Origin of the sequence: Catenuloplanes japonicus (assembly GCF_000717135.1) — a bacterium.
GTDB lineage: Bacteria > Actinomycetota > Actinomycetes > Mycobacteriales > Micromonosporaceae > Catenuloplanes > Catenuloplanes japonicus.
Window position 1 is genome coordinate 60,381 of the sequence record NZ_JNXY01000029.1, and the last position, 15,994, is coordinate 76,374.

General features: G+C 71.7%; 18 protein-coding genes. 11 read left to right on the forward strand and 7 right to left on the reverse strand.

From position 1 onward, the window contains the following. Positions 1-38: 38 nt before the first annotated feature. Positions 39-548 (forward strand): hypothetical protein, encoded by a 510-nt coding sequence (locus OP04_RS34640; RefSeq protein ID WP_033344153.1) that lies wholly within the window; start codon positions 39-41, stop codon positions 546-548. Next, positions 545-3,166, forward strand: coding sequence for a M48 family metalloprotease (locus tag OP04_RS34645; protein WP_033344154.1), 2,622 nt, complete (start codon positions 545-547; stop codon positions 3,164-3,166). The genes OP04_RS34640 and OP04_RS34645 overlap by 4 nt, the downstream gene beginning before the upstream one ends. A gap of 167 nt (positions 3,167-3,333) precedes the next feature. Here OP04_RS34645 and OP04_RS34650 read toward each other — a convergent pair whose 3' ends face one another. Continuing rightward, entirely contained in the window at positions 3,334-4,515 is a 1,182-nt protein-coding gene (locus tag OP04_RS34650; protein ID WP_085067003.1) for an alpha/beta hydrolase, read from the reverse strand. A gap of 194 nt (positions 4,516-4,709) precedes the next feature. Here OP04_RS34650 and OP04_RS48715 point away from each other — a divergent pair, with 194 nt between their 5' ends. Next, the gene (locus OP04_RS48715) at positions 4,710-5,552 is read left to right on the forward strand and encodes a family 43 glycosylhydrolase (RefSeq protein ID WP_085067004.1); all 843 of its coding nucleotides are present in this window, start codon (positions 4,710-4,712) and stop codon (positions 5,550-5,552) included. On the opposite strand, the gene OP04_RS34660 is transcribed toward OP04_RS48715, so the two are convergent. Continuing rightward, entirely contained in the window at positions 5,549-6,133 is a 585-nt protein-coding gene (locus OP04_RS34660; protein WP_157240788.1) for a hypothetical protein, read from the reverse strand. The genes OP04_RS48715 and OP04_RS34660 overlap by 4 nt on opposite strands. Positions 6,134-6,414: 281 nt before the next feature. Continuing rightward, positions 6,415-7,122 carry a TetR/AcrR family transcriptional regulator gene (locus OP04_RS34665; RefSeq protein WP_033344156.1) on the reverse strand — a complete coding sequence of 236 codons (708 nt, stop codon included), beginning with the start codon at positions 7,120-7,122 and terminating at the stop codon, positions 6,415-6,417. Positions 7,123-7,235: 113 nt separating this feature from the next. Here OP04_RS34665 and OP04_RS34670 point away from each other — a divergent pair, with 113 nt between their 5' ends. The 4 genes from OP04_RS34670 to OP04_RS34685 all read left to right on the forward strand — a co-directional run bounded on the left by OP04_RS34670 (position 7,236) and on the right by OP04_RS34685 (position 10,947). Then, the gene (locus OP04_RS34670) at positions 7,236-8,498 is read left to right on the forward strand and encodes a saccharopine dehydrogenase family protein (protein ID WP_051799541.1); all 1,263 of its coding nucleotides are present in this window, start codon (positions 7,236-7,238) and stop codon (positions 8,496-8,498) included. A 208-nt stretch (positions 8,499-8,706) separates the two neighbouring features. Then, positions 8,707-9,243 carry a hypothetical protein gene (locus OP04_RS34675; protein WP_033344157.1) on the forward strand — a complete coding sequence of 179 codons (537 nt, stop codon included), beginning with the start codon at positions 8,707-8,709 and terminating at the stop codon, positions 9,241-9,243. After that, complete coding sequence (locus OP04_RS34680; RefSeq protein ID WP_051799542.1) at positions 9,231-9,737, forward strand: HAD domain-containing protein; 507 nt, start codon at positions 9,231-9,233, stop codon at positions 9,735-9,737. Before OP04_RS34675 ends, OP04_RS34680 begins: the two co-directional genes overlap by 13 nt. Before the next feature lie 55 nt (positions 9,738-9,792). Continuing rightward, a complete protein-coding gene (locus OP04_RS34685; RefSeq protein ID WP_085067005.1) occupies positions 9,793-10,947 on the forward strand; it encodes an EAL and HDOD domain-containing protein in 1,155 nt (384 codons plus the stop codon). A gap of 36 nt (positions 10,948-10,983) precedes the next feature. On the opposite strand, the gene OP04_RS34690 is transcribed toward OP04_RS34685, so the two are convergent. Continuing rightward, entirely contained in the window at positions 10,984-12,552 is a 1,569-nt protein-coding gene (locus OP04_RS34690; protein WP_033344158.1) for a flavin monoamine oxidase family protein, read from the reverse strand. Between the two features lie 89 nt (positions 12,553-12,641). Between OP04_RS34690 and OP04_RS34695 the strand changes: the two genes are divergently transcribed. The 4 genes from OP04_RS34695 to sodN all read left to right on the forward strand — a co-directional run bounded on the left by OP04_RS34695 (position 12,642) and on the right by sodN (position 14,763). Beyond that, positions 12,642-13,451, forward strand: a complete 810-nt coding sequence (locus OP04_RS34695; protein WP_198154074.1) for a sulfite exporter TauE/SafE family protein — start codon at positions 12,642-12,644, stop codon at positions 13,449-13,451. 62 nt (positions 13,452-13,513) lie between these two features. Further along, entirely contained in the window at positions 13,514-13,771 is a 258-nt protein-coding gene (locus tag OP04_RS34700; protein WP_033344159.1) for a YbaB/EbfC family nucleoid-associated protein, read from the forward strand. Between the two features lie 91 nt (positions 13,772-13,862). Beyond that, positions 13,863-14,357 carry a flavin reductase family protein gene (locus OP04_RS34705; protein ID WP_198154075.1) on the forward strand — a complete coding sequence of 165 codons (495 nt, stop codon included), beginning with the start codon at positions 13,863-13,865 and terminating at the stop codon, positions 14,355-14,357. 1 nt (position 14,358) lies between these two features. Then, positions 14,359-14,763, forward strand: a complete 405-nt coding sequence (sodN, locus tag OP04_RS34710; RefSeq protein WP_033344160.1) for a superoxide dismutase, Ni — start codon at positions 14,359-14,361, stop codon at positions 14,761-14,763. A 21-nt stretch (positions 14,764-14,784) separates the two neighbouring features. Here the strand turns inward: sodN and OP04_RS34715 are convergent, their stop codons facing one another. From OP04_RS34715 to OP04_RS34720, 3 genes are all read right to left on the reverse strand, one after another. Continuing rightward, the gene (locus OP04_RS34715) at positions 14,785-15,000 is read right to left on the reverse strand and encodes a hypothetical protein (RefSeq protein ID WP_033344161.1); all 216 of its coding nucleotides are present in this window, start codon (positions 14,998-15,000) and stop codon (positions 14,785-14,787) included. Positions 15,001-15,062: 62 nt separating this feature from the next. Next, the gene (locus tag OP04_RS53880) at positions 15,063-15,623 is read right to left on the reverse strand and encodes a hypothetical protein (RefSeq protein ID WP_157240790.1); all 561 of its coding nucleotides are present in this window, start codon (positions 15,621-15,623) and stop codon (positions 15,063-15,065) included. Then, positions 15,620-15,940, reverse strand: coding sequence for a PadR family transcriptional regulator (locus tag OP04_RS34720; RefSeq protein WP_198154076.1), 321 nt, complete (start codon positions 15,938-15,940; stop codon positions 15,620-15,622). The genes OP04_RS53880 and OP04_RS34720 overlap by 4 nt, the downstream gene beginning before the upstream one ends. Between the last annotated feature and the right edge of the window lie 54 nt (positions 15,941-15,994).

Below are 15,994 nucleotides of genomic sequence, written 5' to 3' on the forward strand. Positions count from 1 at the left end.
GGCTGAACGGTTGATCTCCGTCCGGCGCCGATCCCTCGTTGAACGCACTGGTGGTGACCGTCGCCGCCGAGGCGGAGAGCGGGTGGCCAACGGTGACCGGAACGACCACGGCCCAGGAGTTCGTCCTGGACCTCGCACGGGAGATCGTGGGCGAGGTCGCCCCGGCCGAACTGCCCGGATTCGCCGTACTCGGCGAGGGCTTCCTGCGCGACCCCGGCCGGGTGCTCAACTCCCGCGTCCGCTCCGGCGCCACGCTCGGCTCCGGCATCGACACCCAGATCCTGGTGGTCACGCCGATCGCGCTGGCCGCCGCCACCGTCGTCTACGAGCACCTGCTCGGCGAGGCGGCCGGTTACGCGCTGCGCCGGGTGGCCCGCGCCGTCAAGGGCCTCCGCCGCGCGAAGCCGGTACCCGGCGAGATCACCGACGAGGCACGGGACGCGGCCGTGGCCGGCACCCGCGCGCTCGTCCGGGAACAGACCGGCGACGCCGCCCTGGCCGACAAGTGCGCCCAGGTCGTCCACCTGCTGCTCGACCGCCGCCGATGACCGCCGCCGCGCCGGCGCTGTCAACCGTCGCGCCGCCCCGGGCGCCGTCCGGGACGAGCCTGCGGTTCGCCACGCTGGTCGTGCTGGCGGTGTCCGTCACCGCGTTCGTCTACGCCTACGTGTCCAACGGCGGATTCTCCGGCATTGTCAGCCGCTCCAGCGCCTGCAACGTCCGGGCGAATCTGTATCCGACGACCAGTGGGGTCCCCGATCCGGACGCGGGCAAATGGGCGGTCTACCGGGCCTGTGTGTCCGGGCTCCTCCTCCCCACGGTCGTGTGGATCGCCGCCGGGCTGCTGGTGCTGTCGACGGTCGCCGCGCTCGTCTATCTGCTGTCCCCCTGGTGGCGGATCCGCCGATCCCGCCTGTGCCGGATCGAGGACCGGCCCGAGGTGTGGGAGATGCTCCGCGAGCCGCTACAGGACGCGACCGTCGTCGCCGGACTGCGGCGAAGGCCCGAGTTCTACCTGGATCTGACCGGGCCGCGTGCCGGTGGGGTCGCGTTCGGCACGCGCCGGCGGCCCCGGGTCTGCCTCGACGCCGGGCTGATCGCGCTCTTCCACCAGGATCGTGCCGGGTTCGACGCGATCGTCCTGCACGAGCTGGCGCACGTCCGGACCGGCGACATCCCGCTCACGTACCTCACGATCGCGGTGTGGCGCGCGTGCGTCGCGGTCGCGGTGCTGCCGTGGGTCCTGATCCCGCTCCTACCCCCGGCCCGGTTCTACCCGAAGATCCCGCTGTGGTCGCACTTCAACCCGCTGAGCTGGTTCAACGCCCGGCTCTACGGCGGCGTACTGGTGCTGGCCGCGCTGATCCTGCTGGTCCGCAACGCGGTCCTGCGCAGCCGGGAGCGGGAGGCTGACGCGCTGGTCGCCCGCTGGACCGGCAGCGACGACCCGTATCGGTCGCTGGCGTCGGGGCGTCCGCACCGCCGGATCCTGCGCTGGATCGCCACCCACCCCACCGCGGCCGCCCGCCGGGCCGCGCTCCGCGAGCCCGCATCGCTGCTGCGGCCGGGCGCGCTGGAGGCGTTCGCCACCGGACTCGCGCTCCAGGTGGGATACCAGCACCTGCTGTCGGTCCTGCGCATGGTCGGGTGGTACCACGCGGACAACGGCTCCTTCGACGTCATGCGAGTGGTGTGGGGCGTGCTCTTCGCGCTGCCGGTCGGCGTGATCGCGTGGCGCGGCGCCGCGTTCCGGCGGGCCGGGGGCCGGGCACGGATGCTTTTCGCCGCACCCGGACTCGCGCTCGGCGCCGGCATCGCGGTCGGTGACCTGGTGGCGCTGGAACAGGTGCCGGTGGCGGTGACGTCGCTCGGCGTGCTGCGGACCGCGGCTCTGGCATTCGCCCCGACGCTGATGCTCCTGGTGTGCGCGTGGGCCGGACGCTGCGCCCTTCTGCTGGGCCCACACGTCAGCACCGGCCGTGGCCTGCTGTTCGCGGGCGTACTCGGGCTGCTCTGCATCGGGCTTTTCGGGCACGTCGACACGTATGCCAGCGCGGACGTCAACTGGACGGAGGTGCTGCGGCCCTATCTCGATCACGCCGCTCGTTATGGGCGCCCGGTGGACCGCCCGGTCGTGCAGGCGGCCGTCCTCGCGCTGCTCGGCAACCTCCATCCGGCGCCGCCGGTCACCGCGGCCGCGCTCGCCGCGCTCTGGCTCGTGCCGCTCCTGCTCGCTCCGCGGTCCGGGCCGGTGGTCCGGGCGGCAACGACCGGCGCCGGGTTCGCGCTGGTGGTCTGGCTGGCGGCCCTGCCCGTGTTCCGTCTGCTGGTCCCCGGCGGCGGTCCGGAGCGCGCGATCGTCCTGTCCGCCTGGGAACTCACGGCGGCGGTGACGGCGCAACTGGTCCTCTCGGCGGTCCTGCGCCGACGGCACGGCTGGGTCGCGGCCGCGTGCGGCACCTGGGTACTCGGCAGCGCGGTCACGCTCACCATGTGGCTGGCGCACTGGCACGGCGGCCAGGTCGACAGCATCCTGGCCCGGCGGCCGCTGCAGATCCTGGCCACCACCGGCATCATCGCGGCGGTCCTCGCCATAGCGGTCCCCGCCCGCCGCCCGACCGCGGAACGCGGTGTCCGGGAAACCGGGTCCGGCGCCGCCCGGCGACGGAATCCGCTGGTCCCGGCGATGCTGGTGCTGTGTGCCGCGTCCGTCGCCACCATCGTCTGGTGCCCGGCCTCGCTGAGCGGCGCCCCGATCCAGCCGCCGCCCGGTCCGCCACCGGTGATGGATCGGAACCAGGCGTTGTCCGTCTGGTCCAGCGGTGGCGGAAGCAGCCGACTGGACGACGTCGTCTGGGCGAACGCGGAGTTCGTCGAGGCAGCGCGCACCCACGATCCGGCCCGGGTCCTCGCCGCGTGCCGCCATCAGTTGCAGACGGTGGAGGCCGCGGCGCACTTCCCCGCACCACCGGTGGCGGAGGTCAGCACCATGCTGTCCTCGGCGCTCCACCACCTGACGATCGAGGCGAACTGGTGCGTGCGCCTCTCGCTCGACCCCGCCGGAGACGAGGAGATGCCGGAGACGTTCGGCCGCGGCGCGGAACACCTGCTACGCACGACGGAGGCGCTCTTCGCCGCCCGGATGGCGCTTCTGAAAGGCGTGTGACCCGCAACCGCGCCCACCCCGGCGCGTGGCGGTCCCGGGCGGTTGCCAGGGAGGAGCGTCAGCGACGACCGGGACCACCGGGCGTCCGGCAGCCGGGTGGCCACCCACGGATCCGCGGCCGCGGGAGCTCGCGGACGGTGACCACGCCGGAAGCGGGAAATATGCCCTTAAAGGCCGAACAGGCCGGTCAGCGCGTCGGGGAAGAGGCGGCGCCAGTTGACGTAGTCGTGGCCGCCCAGGTATTCGCGGTAGGAGAGGGGGTAGCCGCGGGCGTGGAGGACGTCGCGGAAGCGGCGATTGACGTCGAGCTGGGGTGGGGCGCCGGCGGGGCCGAGCATGGTCTCGCGGTCGCCGACGTCGACGTAGAGGCGCAGGTCGGCGCGCGGGAGGGCGGCGAAGCGGGAGGTCAGCCACTCGGGTTCGCCGTCGGGGCCGGGGCGCCAGTAGCTGCCGGAGTGGGACAGGACGCGGCTGAAGACGTCGGGGGCGGTGAACGCGACGTGGGTGGCGGTGAGGCCGCCGAGCGAGACGCCGGCCAGGCCGGTGCGGGCCGGGTCGGGCGTGGTGCCGAATTCGTGGCGGGCCCAGGGGATCAGCTCGCGGGCGACGAACTCGGCGTAGGCGGGGTTGGTGCCGAGTTCGGCGTCGCGGGCCGCGTCCTCGACGTGCACGAAGAGCACGATCATCGGGGGTACGCGTCCGGCCGCGATCAACCGGTCGAGCAGCGTCGGGAGCCGCAGCACGTGCTGGACGAGGTGGCCGTCGAAGACGACGAGCGTGCCGAGGCCGTGCGTGGGTACGCCGGCCGGCCGGTAGACCGTGATGTGGCGCGGCCCGCTGAGCGCGGCGCTGTCGACGTCCGCGGGGGTGAGCGTGCCGGTCGGGACGGGCGGGCCGGTCAGCCAGGGTTCGGGTGGCGCGTCCGGGAGTTCGAGCACCGAGGCCCAGCAGTCGCGGTCGGTGGGGTCGAACGGGTCGCGCGGGAACAGGAACGGGCGCGGGTTGAGCGGGTCGACGTGCGTGTCACCGACGCCGGTGTCGTCGTACGGGGAGACCGCGGCGTCGCCGTGGCTGAGGTAGTAGAGCGTGCGCAGCCGCGACGGGAGCGCGACCGTGGCGTGCCAGAAGTCGGTGCCGGGCGTGCGTTCCAGCGTGGCCTCGGCGCCCCAGCGTACGGTGGCGGTGCCGGCCTCGCCGCGCCAGCAGAACGTGACGAGCGACGTGCCGCCGGGGCCGGGTGAGATGAGCGGGCCGCCCTCCGTCTCCGCGGTCTTCCACAGTCGTGCTGCCGCGTCGGGCGTGCCGGCCCGTACGTCGTCCAGCAGCGCGCCGATCCGGTCGTCGATCATGAGCCGCTCCCCGGGGTCCGTGGTCCACGAACCACCATGGTCGATTCAGACGCCCTGAGTCACGACCTGAACACTCATTGTTGCCGGGTTGTCATAGATGGAACATCCATAGACGCATGGAGATCGGCCAGGGCGCGTGCTGCCGGTGACCGCGACCGGGTACGCGGCGCTGATCACCGCGTACAGTCCCGATCATGCCTAACCCCGTCCTCCCCGGGCTCACCGCCGATCCACACCTCGTGGCGTACGGCGACACCTACTACCTCTACCCGACCACGGACGGCTTCGACGGCTGGTCCGGGACGCGGTTCCGCGCCTACTCGTCCACGGACCTGTCCCGCTGGACCGACCACGGCGTGGTCCTCGACCTCGAGGACGTCAGCTGGGGCAGCACACAGGCGTGGGCACCGGCCGCGGTCGAGCACGACGGCAGCTACTACCTGTACTTCTGCGCGGAGAAGAGCATCGGCGTCGCGGTGGCGGACTCCCCCGCAGGCCCGTTCCGGGACGCGATCGGCGAGCCGCTGGTCGCGGCCGGGGCGTACCCCGGGCAGATGATCGATCCGATGGTCTTCACGGACGACGACGGGCGCGCCTACCTGTACTGGGGACAGGGCGCCGCCTACCAGGTGCCGCTCAACGACGACATGGTGTCGTTCGACGCGTCGAAGGTGCTGGTCCACACGCCGGACGGGTACAACGAGGCACCGTTCGTGATCAAGCGGGAGGGCGTCTACTACCTGATGTGGTCGGAGAACGACACGCGCAGCGCGGACTACCAGGTCGCCTACGCCACATCGGACGGTCCGCTCGGCCCGTGGAGCGACCGGCGCGGCGTCGTCCTGGCCAAGGACGCGGCGCGCGGCATCCTCGGCACCGGCCACCACTCGGTCGTCCGGGTGCCCGGCACCGACGAGTGGCACATCGCCTACCACCGCTTCCGGATCCCCGGCGGCGACGGCACGCACCGGGAGACCGCCATCGACGCGCTGCACTTCGCCGACGACGGCGCGATCCTCCCGGTGCGCCCCTCCTAAAGGGTTCCGGTCGCGACCAGCGTGGTCAGCGGCCCGGCCGCCGCGACCAGGATCAAACCCACGATCAACAGCCGCCGGCGGTACGCCGAGAAGCGCCCCCGGACCTCGTCGGGATCGCCCTCGGCGGTGCCGTCGGCCCACCCGCCCCGGATCAGCCGCCGCGTGCCGTCCGGCTCGATCAGCAGCGTGCCGGTGACGATCGTGGCCACGTCCGGCCGCACGACGTCCTCCGCCACGGAGTAGGGCCGCTTCAGCCCGTCCCGCTCCCGCCCGTTGTCCTGATGCGACCGCGCGATCATCGGCGCCCGCATCACGAACAGCCCCTGCCGCGCCAGATCCTCCGCGACCTCCACGCGCACACCCCCGTGGTAGATCCCGCGGTCCCCGTCACCCTTGGCGACGTCGGTGCGCCAGTCCACGTACCCGCCGCCGTCCCGGTGCCCGCGCCGCACCGTCTCCCCGTGCCACACGCACGGCGTCCGCGACCACGGCCCGACCAGCCCCTTGTCCGGCCCGGTGCGCCCGCCCACGGTCACCGGGCTCCCTTCCTTGACGGAGGCCAGCTGATCGCACTTCAGCACCGGCCGTCTCCGCAGCCGCAACCACCGCATCCAGGACCGCGTCCACAGCAGCGCGGCCACCCCCACCCCAACCCACAGCCCGACAACCGCACCCACAATCACCCCGACAGCATGCCAACCCCCGCCCCGCCTCCCGCACCGCGGTCCACCCTCACCGCGCCACCTGCGCCCGAGCCCGGCCGCGCCGTCACCGCCGTTGCGCGCGGCACCGGACGCGCCTCGCGCAACGCGCGCACGACGGGACTCGCGCGCTCGAAAATGAAGGTGATCTGAGTGGTCGGTCAGCTCGGCCGGGGGTGCATGCGGGCGGCGACGCCGTCCAGCAGCAGCTCCAGCGCGGCGGGGAACGCGCTCGACACCATCTGCGTGGCCAGCAGCGGTGCCGCCTCGGCGATGTGCGGGTGCGTGGCGGAGGGGAGGCGGGAGTAGGTCGAGCGCCAGACCTCCTCCTCGGCCAGCAGCGCGGCGTTCGGGAGCGCGAGCGAGGCGGCGTCGAGGGACGCGAAGGCCAGCGTCTGGTCGATGAACGCGTGGTAGACGGCGACGGCCTGGCGGACCGGGAGGCCGGACGCGCTCAGCACGGTCAGCACGGCCTCGTCCGCGGCCAGTTCGTTGGCGCGGCCGGTGACGCGGCTGGTGGTGAGCACGGCGGCCTGCGGGTGGGCCACGTAGGCCGCGTGGATGCGCAGGCCGAGCGTGCGCAGGTCGTCGCGCCAGGAGCCGGTCGGGCCCCAGCCCTGCAGCGCCTGGCCGATGAGCGTGTCGCCGATCGCGAGCGTCAGCTCGTCCATGCCCCGGAAGTAGCGGTAGAGCGTGCTGGGGTCGCAGTCGAGCGCGAGGCCGAGGCGGCGGGCGGTCAGGCCGGCGGCGCCGTGCTCGCGGAGCAGGCGCAGCGCGGTATCGACGATCATCTGTTCGGACAGCACCTTGCCGCTGCGGGTCGGTCTCCGGCGACGGCGTTTCTCCTCCGGAACCACGACTTTCGGCATCGCACGCCTCCAGGTTCTTATGCCAACACAGTTGACCTTACGCGCGCCGGGCGCGTTTGATCAGCTACGGGGCCCCGCAACATTGACACCAGTTCGATTGGAGTCTCTCCCCCATGCGTGTCCTGCTGATGGGTGCAGGCGGTGTCGGCACGGCGATCACCCGGATCGCCGCCCGGCGAAGGTTCTTCAATGAGATGGTCGTGGCCGACTATGACCTGGCACGTGCGCAGGCCGCGGTCACGGCGACCGGCGACGTGCGCTTCCGCGCCGAGCGGGTCGACGCGGCCGACCCCGCGGCGATCGCGGCGCTGATCCGGCGCACCGGCGCGGACGTGCTGCTCAACGCGCTCGACCCACGGTTCGTCATGCCGCTGTTCGAGGCCGCGCGCACCGCCGGCGTCACGTACCTGGACATGGCGATGTCGCTGTCCCGGCCGCACCCGGACAGCCCGTACGCGCAGTGCGGCGTCAAGCTCGGCGACGCCCAGTTCGCCCAGGCCGGCGCGTGGGCACGGGACGGCGGGCTCGCACTGGTCGGCATGGGGGTCGAGCCGGGACTGTCCGACGTGTTCGCCCGGCACGCCGCGGACGAGCTGTTCGACGAGATCGACGAGATCGGCGTGCGCGACGGCGGCAACCTGACCGTCGACGGCCACGAGTTCGCGCCCTCGTTCAACATCTGGACCACCATCGAGGAGTGCCTGAACCCGCCCGTCGTGTGGGAACGCGGCCGCGGCTGGTTCACCACCGCGCCGTTCAGCGAGCCGGAGGTCTTCGACTTCCCCGACGGCATCGGGCCGGTGCAGTGCGTCAACGTGGAGCACGAGGAGGTGCTGCTCATCCCGCGGTGGGTGCCGGCCCGGCGGGTGACGTTCAAGTACGGCCTGGGCGAGGACTTCATCCGCACGCTCCGGATGCTGCACCAGATCGGCCTCGACCGTACCGAGGGCATCATCGTCCCCGGCCCGTCCGGCCCGGTCACGGTCTCCCCGCGCGACGTGGTCGCGGCCGCACTGCCGGACCCGGCCACGCTGGGCGCGCGCATGCGCGGCAAGACGTGCGCGGGCACCTGGGTCCGGGGCACGTTCCGCGGCGCCCCGCGCGAGGTCTACCTCTACCACGTGGTCGACAACGAGTGGTCCATGTCCGAGTACGGCTGTCAGGCCGTCGTCTGGCAGACCGCGATCAACCCGGTCGTCGCGCTCGAACTGCTCGCCACCGGCGCCTGGACCGGCACCGGCGTCCTCGGCCCCGAAGCGTTCCCCGCCCGCCCGTTCCTCGACCTGCTGACCGCCTACGGCTCCCCGTGGGGCCTGCGCGAGATCCCCGTGACACCGTCCGTCACCCACGGTCTCGCCGCCGGCGCCGCCGCCTGAGGACCCCGGCCCGTCGACAGCCTGGGCGTGAGCCCGTGCGAAATGAGGATGGCGGCGGGATCAGCCCGCGGCGGTGGTGACCGGCCACGGATCCGAGGCCGCGGGAGCGCGCGGGACGGGACCACGCCGGAAGCGGGAGATCGGTTGTGGTCTTGGCTTCGCTTTCGGCTTTGAGATCTGGAACGCGGGATCGCCTAGAGTCGCGCGCATGGTGGATGCTCTGGTGATGCCGGGTGGCGGGTACGGACCGACGACCGGGATGCTGCTCTATACGGGGGATGTGGCGGAGCGGCGCGGGGCGACCGTGCACCGGCATGAGTGGACGGAAGGATTTCCGGATCATCGCGAGCCGGTGATCGAGACGTGGGTGCACCGGCAGATCACGCCGGTGCTGGACCGGCTTCCCGGCACGCCGCTGCTGATCGGGAAGTCGCTGGGGACCAACGGCGCCGCGCTGGCGAACGAGCGCGCGCTCCCCGCGATCTGGCTGACGCCGCTGCTGATCTTCCCGTGGGTGGTACGTGCCCTCGAGGGGGCCACCGCGCCGTTCCTGCTGGTCGGCGGCACCGGCGACCCGACCTGGGATCCCGGGGTCGCGCGCCGCCTGACCCCGCACGTGCTGGAGTTCGATGGCGCCGACCACGGGCTCTACCTCCCGGGACCGCTCGCCGCCTCCATCGACGCGCTCAAGGACCTGGTCGTCGAGGCGGACCGGTTCCTGGAGGAGGTCGCTTGGCCGGGCTGACACCGGTCTGGCTGCTGGACGTGGACGGCGTGATCAACGCGAAGCGGCCGGGCTGGGGCGGCCCGCCGCTGCGCCGCGACGTCTACTCACCGGAGGACGACGCCACGTATCCGCTGCGGTTCGCGCCCGCGCTGATCGCCCGGATGAAACGGCTGATCGCGGACGACGCGGTCGAGATCCGCTGGTGCACGACCTGGTGCCCGGAGGCGCACCTGCTGGAGCGGCTCTGGATGCTGCCGGAGCTGCCCCGCGCGCTCACGCTCCGCCCGCTGCCGCGCGGCGCGGAGTGCTGGCCGTTGAAGCTGGCGGCCGCGCGTGACGTGGTCCACACCGAGGGGCGGCGGCTGATCTGGACCGACGACGAGGCGCTGCCGCCGCCGGGACCGGAACGGGACACGCTGGGCGGGCCGGAGCGCGCGCTGCTGATCGCGCCGGACGCCCGCCGCGGCCTCCAGCCGGCCGACCTGGACGCGATAACGGAGTTCACCAGGTAGCCACCGCGGTGCGGGAAAGGTTCAGCTCGCCGCGCCGGACGCCGATACGGCGGCCATGTCCAACTCCCCGGAAGGTGCGCGCCCCGCGCGTACCGTACACGTGGGCCGCCAGGCGGTCCTCGACCGCGAGCGGGCGGTCATCGGCCACGAGCTGCTGTTCCGCCGCAACTCCGCGGCCCTGGAGGCGACCCACCGTGACTCGGGTGCGACCAGCCAGGTGATCGTCACCTCGATCACGGACATCGGTCTGGAGTCGCTGGGCGGCGGCGGCCGGTGCTTCCTGAACATGACGCGTGAGTTCGTCACCGGTGTGCTGCCGCTGCCGTTCGGGCCGGAGAAGGTGGTGCTGGAGATCCTGGAGACGATCGACGTCGACGACGAGGTGGTCGACGGCGTCCGCCGTCTGGTCAACGAGGGGTACGAGGTAGCGCTCGACGACTTCATCCCGGGCACCGGCGCGGACCGTCTGCTGCCGCTGGCCACCTACGTCAAGGTCGACGTGCTGGAGTCGTCGCGGGACCTGATCCTGGAGACGCTGGCGCTGTGCCGGTCGTACCCGCAGATCAAGGTCATCGCGGAGCGGGTGGAGAACGACGAGCACATGGAGTTCGCGCTGGACGCCGGGTTCGACGGCTTCCAGGGCTACGCGGTCGCGCGCCCCGAGGTGGTCTCCGCGGCCGCGCTCCCGGCGCCGCGGCTGCGCGGCATGGAGCTGCTCGGCATGCTGGTCGACAACAACCTGCCGCCGTCGCAGGTCAACTCGCTGATCACCTCGGACGCGACGCTGTCGATGCGGGTGCTGGCCGCCGCGAACGCGGACCCGCTCGGCCTGCCGGTGCCGGTGAAGTCCGTCCAGGAGGCGATCCTGCTGCTCGGCGAGGACCGGCTGCGGGACTGGACCACACTGATGCTGGCCGGCGACACGGTCGGCGACGAGGACGTGCCGCGGCAGACGCCGGCCGGTCTCGGGCGCGCGCGGATGGCGCAGAACCTGGCCCGCCGGCTGAACCTGCCGGCGGACGAGGCGTTCGCGGTCGGGCTGGTGTCGTCCGCCGCGGAGGCGCTGGGCACCCCGGCGTCCGAGCTGGCGCCGCGGCTGTCGCTGAACGCGGAGCTGACGGACGCGCTGACGGACGGCACCGGCGCGCTCGGCAACCTGCTGGGCCTGATCACCGCCTACGAGGTGATAGACCCGCCCCGGACGCCCTGAGATCCGCCGATCGGGGCGTCCGGGACGGCGCCCCGATCAGGACGAGGTCATCACGCGCGAGTGCAGCGCGGTCACGGCCGCGCGGGCGGAGACGAGCGCGCCGTGCTGCCAGGCGATCGCGTGGCTGAGCCAGTCCCCGGCGAAGTAGACGCGGCCGGCCGGCTGCAGCAGCAGGTCGTAGCCGGCCGTGCCGTAGGGCGCGCCGGTCCACGCGCCCTCCAGGTACGGCACCTTCTGCCACGCGATCGAGAACGACGACGCGAGGTCCTGCCGGTAGCGCGGGCCGTGGATCTTCGCGCCCTGGGTGAGCGCGCGTTCCAGCCGCTCCGGGTGGGTGAGTGCGCCGTAGGACACCGCGCTCGCGCCCGTGTTGTAGTAGCCGACGATCACGCCGCGCCGCCCGTGGTAGCCGTACGACGGGTACCAGACGTGCGCGAGGTCCAGGTCCGTCTCGGTGATGCCGCCGTAGATGCCGAGCTCGTTCTCCCACCACCGGGTGCGGTACTCCAGGCCGATCTTGCCGGACGCGGTCACGCCGAACGCGCCCAGCGCCGCGGTGACGTCCGGGCCGAGGTTGTGCGGCACGCGGGCCATCAGGTGCGGCGGGAGCGTGGCGACGCAGAAGTCGGCCTTGATCTCCGCGGCCCGGCCCGCGCGGGTGTAACGCACCGTGACGCCGCGCTCGGACGACGTCACCGAGGTCACGGCCGCGCCGAGCACCACCCGCCGGGCCCCGATCGCGCCGGTCAGCGCGCGCGGGATCGCGTCCATGCCGCCGACCGGCTGGAACATGAGCATCGCCTGGTCGTAGCCGAGCTCGAAGCTGAAGTAGCGTCCCGCGCCGGAGGCCAGCACGTCGGAGAGCGCGGGCGGCGCGCCGAGCAGTGTGCCCGCGTCGTTGCCCGCGCCCGGGTCCGAGGCGTACCCCCGCCGGCTCGTGCCCTGGTAGACGCCGCCGGTGAGCGCGCCGAAGCCGCTGAGGAACGACACCAGGCGCGCCTTGTCGTCCGCGGTGAGCGCGGTGTCCAGCGCGCCCTGGTTCGTGGCCTTGGTGAGCAGCTCCGCCACGTACCCGTAAAAATCCGCTTTTGCTGTGCGATAACGGACAGGTGCGCTCATCCCCGCGTTGTAGATCAGCGCGTCCGCGTTGCTGTTCGTGAAGACCTCGACGGGGACGCCCAGCTCACGGCAGTAGTCGAGCGTGACCATCCACTGGGCGAGCCGGGCCGGGCCCGCGTTGAGATATTGGCCGTCGGAGAACGTGGCACGCTGGGTGCGCCCGTCCAGGTCCGTCTCGGTGTCGCCGCCGCGGATCGTCCGGTTGCGGCCGCCCGCGACCGCGCGCGCCTCGAGGACCGTGCAGTCGTAACCGGCCTTGCCCAGCTCGTAGGCGGTGGCCAGCCCCGCGACGCCGCCGCCGAGGATCACCACCTTCTTCGCGGACCGTCCGGTCAGCGTGAAGTCGCCGGGGCTGGGCGCGTGGTATTTCGGGGTGGCCGCGTGCGCCGCGTCCGGTGCCAGGCCGAGCGCCCCCATCGTCGCGAACATGGCGCCGGCGCCGCCGGACACGCCGACAGCGCGCAGGAACTCACGTCTCGTGGTCATGCCCGGAGTCTGTGACCGCGAGATTGCGTCGATCACGTAACACCTGTTAACGAGATATTTCGAAATCTCGATTCACTAGCATGATCGCCGTGATCGAGGCACTGGCCATCCTGGCCGCCGGATTCTGGGCCGGCATGATCAATGTGGTGGTCGGGTCCGGCACGCTGGTCACGTTCCCCACGCTGCTGTTCTTCGGCTATCCCCCGCTGGTCGCGAACATCTCCAACAACATCGGACTCGTGGGTGGCGGCATCACCGGCACGCTCGGCTACCGCCGCGAGCTGGCCGAGCACGGTCCCGCCCTGCGCCGCCTGCTGCCCGCGTCCCTGGCCGGCGGCCTGACCGGCGCCGCGCTGCTGCTGGTGCTGCCGGACTCCGCGTTCCGCGCGATCGTCCCGGTGCTGATCGGCCTCGGCCTGGTCATGGTCATCTGGGGCCCCGCACTGCAAAGACACGTCAAAGACCACAGGCCAGCCTTCAGCCAAAACCCGGACGATCGAAAAGCGATGCCAAAACCGGGCATCGCAGTCCGATCTCAGCACAGCCTCGCCCTGACGATCGGCATCTACGTGCTGGGCATCTACGGCGGCTACTTCGGCGCCGCGCAGGGCGTGCTGATCATCGGCTGGATGAGCATGATCACCGCGACGTCGCTGCAGTCCATCACCGCGCTCAAGAACCTGCTCACCACCGGCGTCAACGCGATCGCCGCCATCACCTTCATGATCGTCGCCTGGGACTCGGTCGACTGGAAGGCCGCCGGGCTGATCGCGGTCGGCGCCACGCTCGGCGGCATAGCGGGAGCACGCTTCGGGCGGAAGCTCTCTCCGGTGGTGATGCGCACGATGATCGTATCGGTCGGGCTCGTCGCAATAGGCAAGCTCGTCCTATTTCCATAGACGGAACCGCATGCCCGTGATGTCATGACACGGTACGCCGACGACCATTGGGGGGTGTCGTAATGGCGGCCGAAATCGAATACGAGGGACACGGCCAGGCGCTGGACGGCCTGGTCACCGTGGTGGCGGGACAGGACGGGCGACTCCGGCGCATCGCGCTCGACCCACGACTGCACCGCCTGGGGTACGACGAGATGGCCGACGCCATCCTCCGGGCGGTGAACGCCGCACTCGAGGACGCCGCGCTCGGCACGCGGGACGAGCTCTTCACCGTCGCGTTCACCGAGGCGCTCAACCGCCTGGGGCGGCCGGTCGGCTGATCGTGACGTGACGCCGGTCTCGGTTGACTTGAAGCGCTGTTGAGGTTTTAACGTTCGTCACGGCACAGCACCGCGGCGAACGAGGAAACACGTGATCACGACCGATATCTCCGTACGGTTCCGGGACGCGTTCCGCGGCTACCCGACCGGCGTCGCGTTGATCAGCGCCGCCGGTCCGGACGGACCCGCCGGACTCACCGCGTCCAGCGTCGCGTCCGTCTCCGTCGCCCCGCCCGCGCTCTCGTTCTCCGTGATGGGCTCGCCGTCCGCCCGGATCATCGTGGACGCGCCGTCGTTCGTCGTGCACCTGCTCGGCCCGTCCCACGCCGGGATCGCCGCCGACTTCGCCACCGCGGGCGCGCCGCGCTTCACCCCGGACCAGGGCTGGGACACGCTCCCCACCGGCGAACCGCTGCTGCCCGGCACCCAGGCCGCACTCCGCTGCCGCCCGCTGCACCTGCTCCCGGTCGGCACCTCGACCGTGGTCGTCGCCGAGGTGCTCTCCGTCATGCTCGGCGACCCCGGCGACCGCCTGATCCACCACGACCGCAGTTTCAGCACCGTCACCGTCTCGAAAGGACACTGAGTTGCGTCTCCCGCGTTTCCTCACCCCTACGCTGGTCGCCAGCGCGCACTGCGACCTGCCGTGCGGCGTCTACGACCCGGCGCAGGCCCGCATCGAGGCCCAGTCCGTGAAGGCCATCGCGGAGAAGTACCAGGCCAGCACCGATCCGGAGTTCCGCACGCGGGCGCTGCTGATCAAGGAGCAGCGCGCGGAGCTGGTCAAGCACCACCTGTGGGTGCTGTGGACCGACTACTTCAAGCCGCCGCACTTCGAGAAGTACCCGCAGCTGCACGCGCTGTTCAACGAGGCCACGAAGCTCGCCGGCGCGGGCGGCGCCAAGGGGGCGGCGGACACGGCGGTGGCGGACCAGCTGCTCGCCAAGATCGAGGAGATCTCCACGATCTTCTGGGAGACGAAGCAGGCCTGATCCATCGTCACCACGCGTTTCTCATCGGCTGGCCGGCTCGGACGGCACGCCGATGAGAACGCGGGCGAGGCTGATGAACTTCTCGGCGTATTCGAGGGCGTAGGTGCGGCGCTCCCCCTGACAGGCGAGCGCCACGAGGCCGAGGAAGCCGACGAAGATGACAAGGATCAACGCGGGCAGAGCGCCGGCAAGCGGCTGGACAACGGCTTTCACGGCGAGCATCCACGACGGCACCATCGACCGGCCTCCTATCCTGTGTGTCTTTATAGGGTCCGCGCGGACAATTCCGCGTGATGTGATCAGTTCCCGCTGAGCGGGAGGTGTGCACGGCGGATCTCCCGGCCGGTGCGGGCGGCGGTGGCGCGCAGGCAGAGCGCCCACCACACGAGCCGCCATCCTTCCTGGCAGCTGCAGTGGTCCGCCCACTCCTCACTCCACCGATCCCGCACCGGCTCGGGGAGCTGCGCCAGGGCGCTGCGCAGCAGGAACGCGACGAGCCGACCCTTGTCGTTTGCGACCAGCTGCGACTCCGGGCTACCGGCGCGAATGTGCCGCCCGCGGGAGAACGGGTTCCTCAGCCGCTGCCGAGCTCCTGCAAGCCAGCTCCTTGTCCGGCCAGGTCGTGCCAACTTGACCAATCGTGCCAACTTACAAACGCCGATGGTTGCAACAACGGCGAGGATGACAACGACAACAGACCCCACGCCAAAGAGGACGTAGGCGAAGCAAGCAGGGCCGCCGAATGCGCCGATGACCGGTAAAACTGGCAGTAAAATGACGCCCATGGAGATGGAATAAATTCTGGCGTAACGCCTTGCCGACTCCGCCTTGGCAGCAGCCAAGGACTCCTGCGGAATCATGACGGGCCCACCTGCGGACTCGGCGCCTGCGGGAATCCGAAAGCAGGCAGCCCCAACGCCTGATAGGTAGTAGCCAGGGCTGTCCGGGCAGCATGCGCCCCCACACCGGTCAGCTGATACATCCGGCGTCGCGGCCGTTCCAGTACCGCGGGTTCCTCGCGCTCCCAGAAGCTGGTCACCCACCCTGCCGCCTCCAGCCGGGCGAGCACCGGATAGATCGTGCCCGACGGAAATCCGGTCGCCTCCGCCAGCGCGAGCCCGTAGCAGGAATCGGTCGGGCTCTGCAGCATGTGCCGCAGGACCGCGGCGGTCGGCATCGTGATCCGCGGTCCCTCTCGCCTCTGACGAAGTCCCATACGTACAAGCTATGG

Coding starts and splice junctions, on each gene's coding strand:
- OP04_RS34690 (WP_033344158.1), bottom strand. CDS start 12,552: ATGACCACGAGACGTGAGTTCCTGCGCGCTGTCGGCGTGTCCGGCGGC.
- OP04_RS34665 (WP_033344156.1), bottom strand. CDS start 7,122: ATGCCGAAAGTCGTGGTTCCGGAGGAGAAACGCCGTCGCCGGAGACCG.
- OP04_RS34650 (WP_085067003.1), bottom strand. CDS start 4,515: ATGATCGACGACCGGATCGGCGCGCTGCTGGACGACGTACGGGCCGGC.
- OP04_RS53880 (WP_157240790.1), bottom strand. CDS start 15,623: ATGATTCCGCAGGAGTCCTTGGCTGCTGCCAAGGCGGAGTCGGCAAGG.
- OP04_RS34720 (WP_198154076.1), bottom strand. CDS start 15,940: ATGCCGACCGCCGCGGTCCTGCGGCACATGCTGCAGAGCCCGACCGAT.
- OP04_RS34675 (WP_033344157.1), top strand. CDS start 8,707: ATGGTGGATGCTCTGGTGATGCCGGGTGGCGGGTACGGACCGACGACC.
- OP04_RS34645 (WP_033344154.1), top strand. CDS start 545: ATGACCGCCGCCGCGCCGGCGCTGTCAACCGTCGCGCCGCCCCGGGCG.
- OP04_RS48715 (WP_085067004.1), top strand. CDS start 4,710: ATGCCTAACCCCGTCCTCCCCGGGCTCACCGCCGATCCACACCTCGTG.
- OP04_RS34715 (WP_033344161.1), bottom strand. CDS start 15,000: ATGGTGCCGTCGTGGATGCTCGCCGTGAAAGCCGTTGTCCAGCCGCTT.
- OP04_RS34700 (WP_033344159.1), top strand. CDS start 13,514: ATGGCGGCCGAAATCGAATACGAGGGACACGGCCAGGCGCTGGACGGC.
- OP04_RS34685 (WP_085067005.1), top strand. CDS start 9,793: ATGTCCAACTCCCCGGAAGGTGCGCGCCCCGCGCGTACCGTACACGTG.
- OP04_RS34670 (WP_051799541.1), top strand. CDS start 7,236: ATGCGTGTCCTGCTGATGGGTGCAGGCGGTGTCGGCACGGCGATCACC.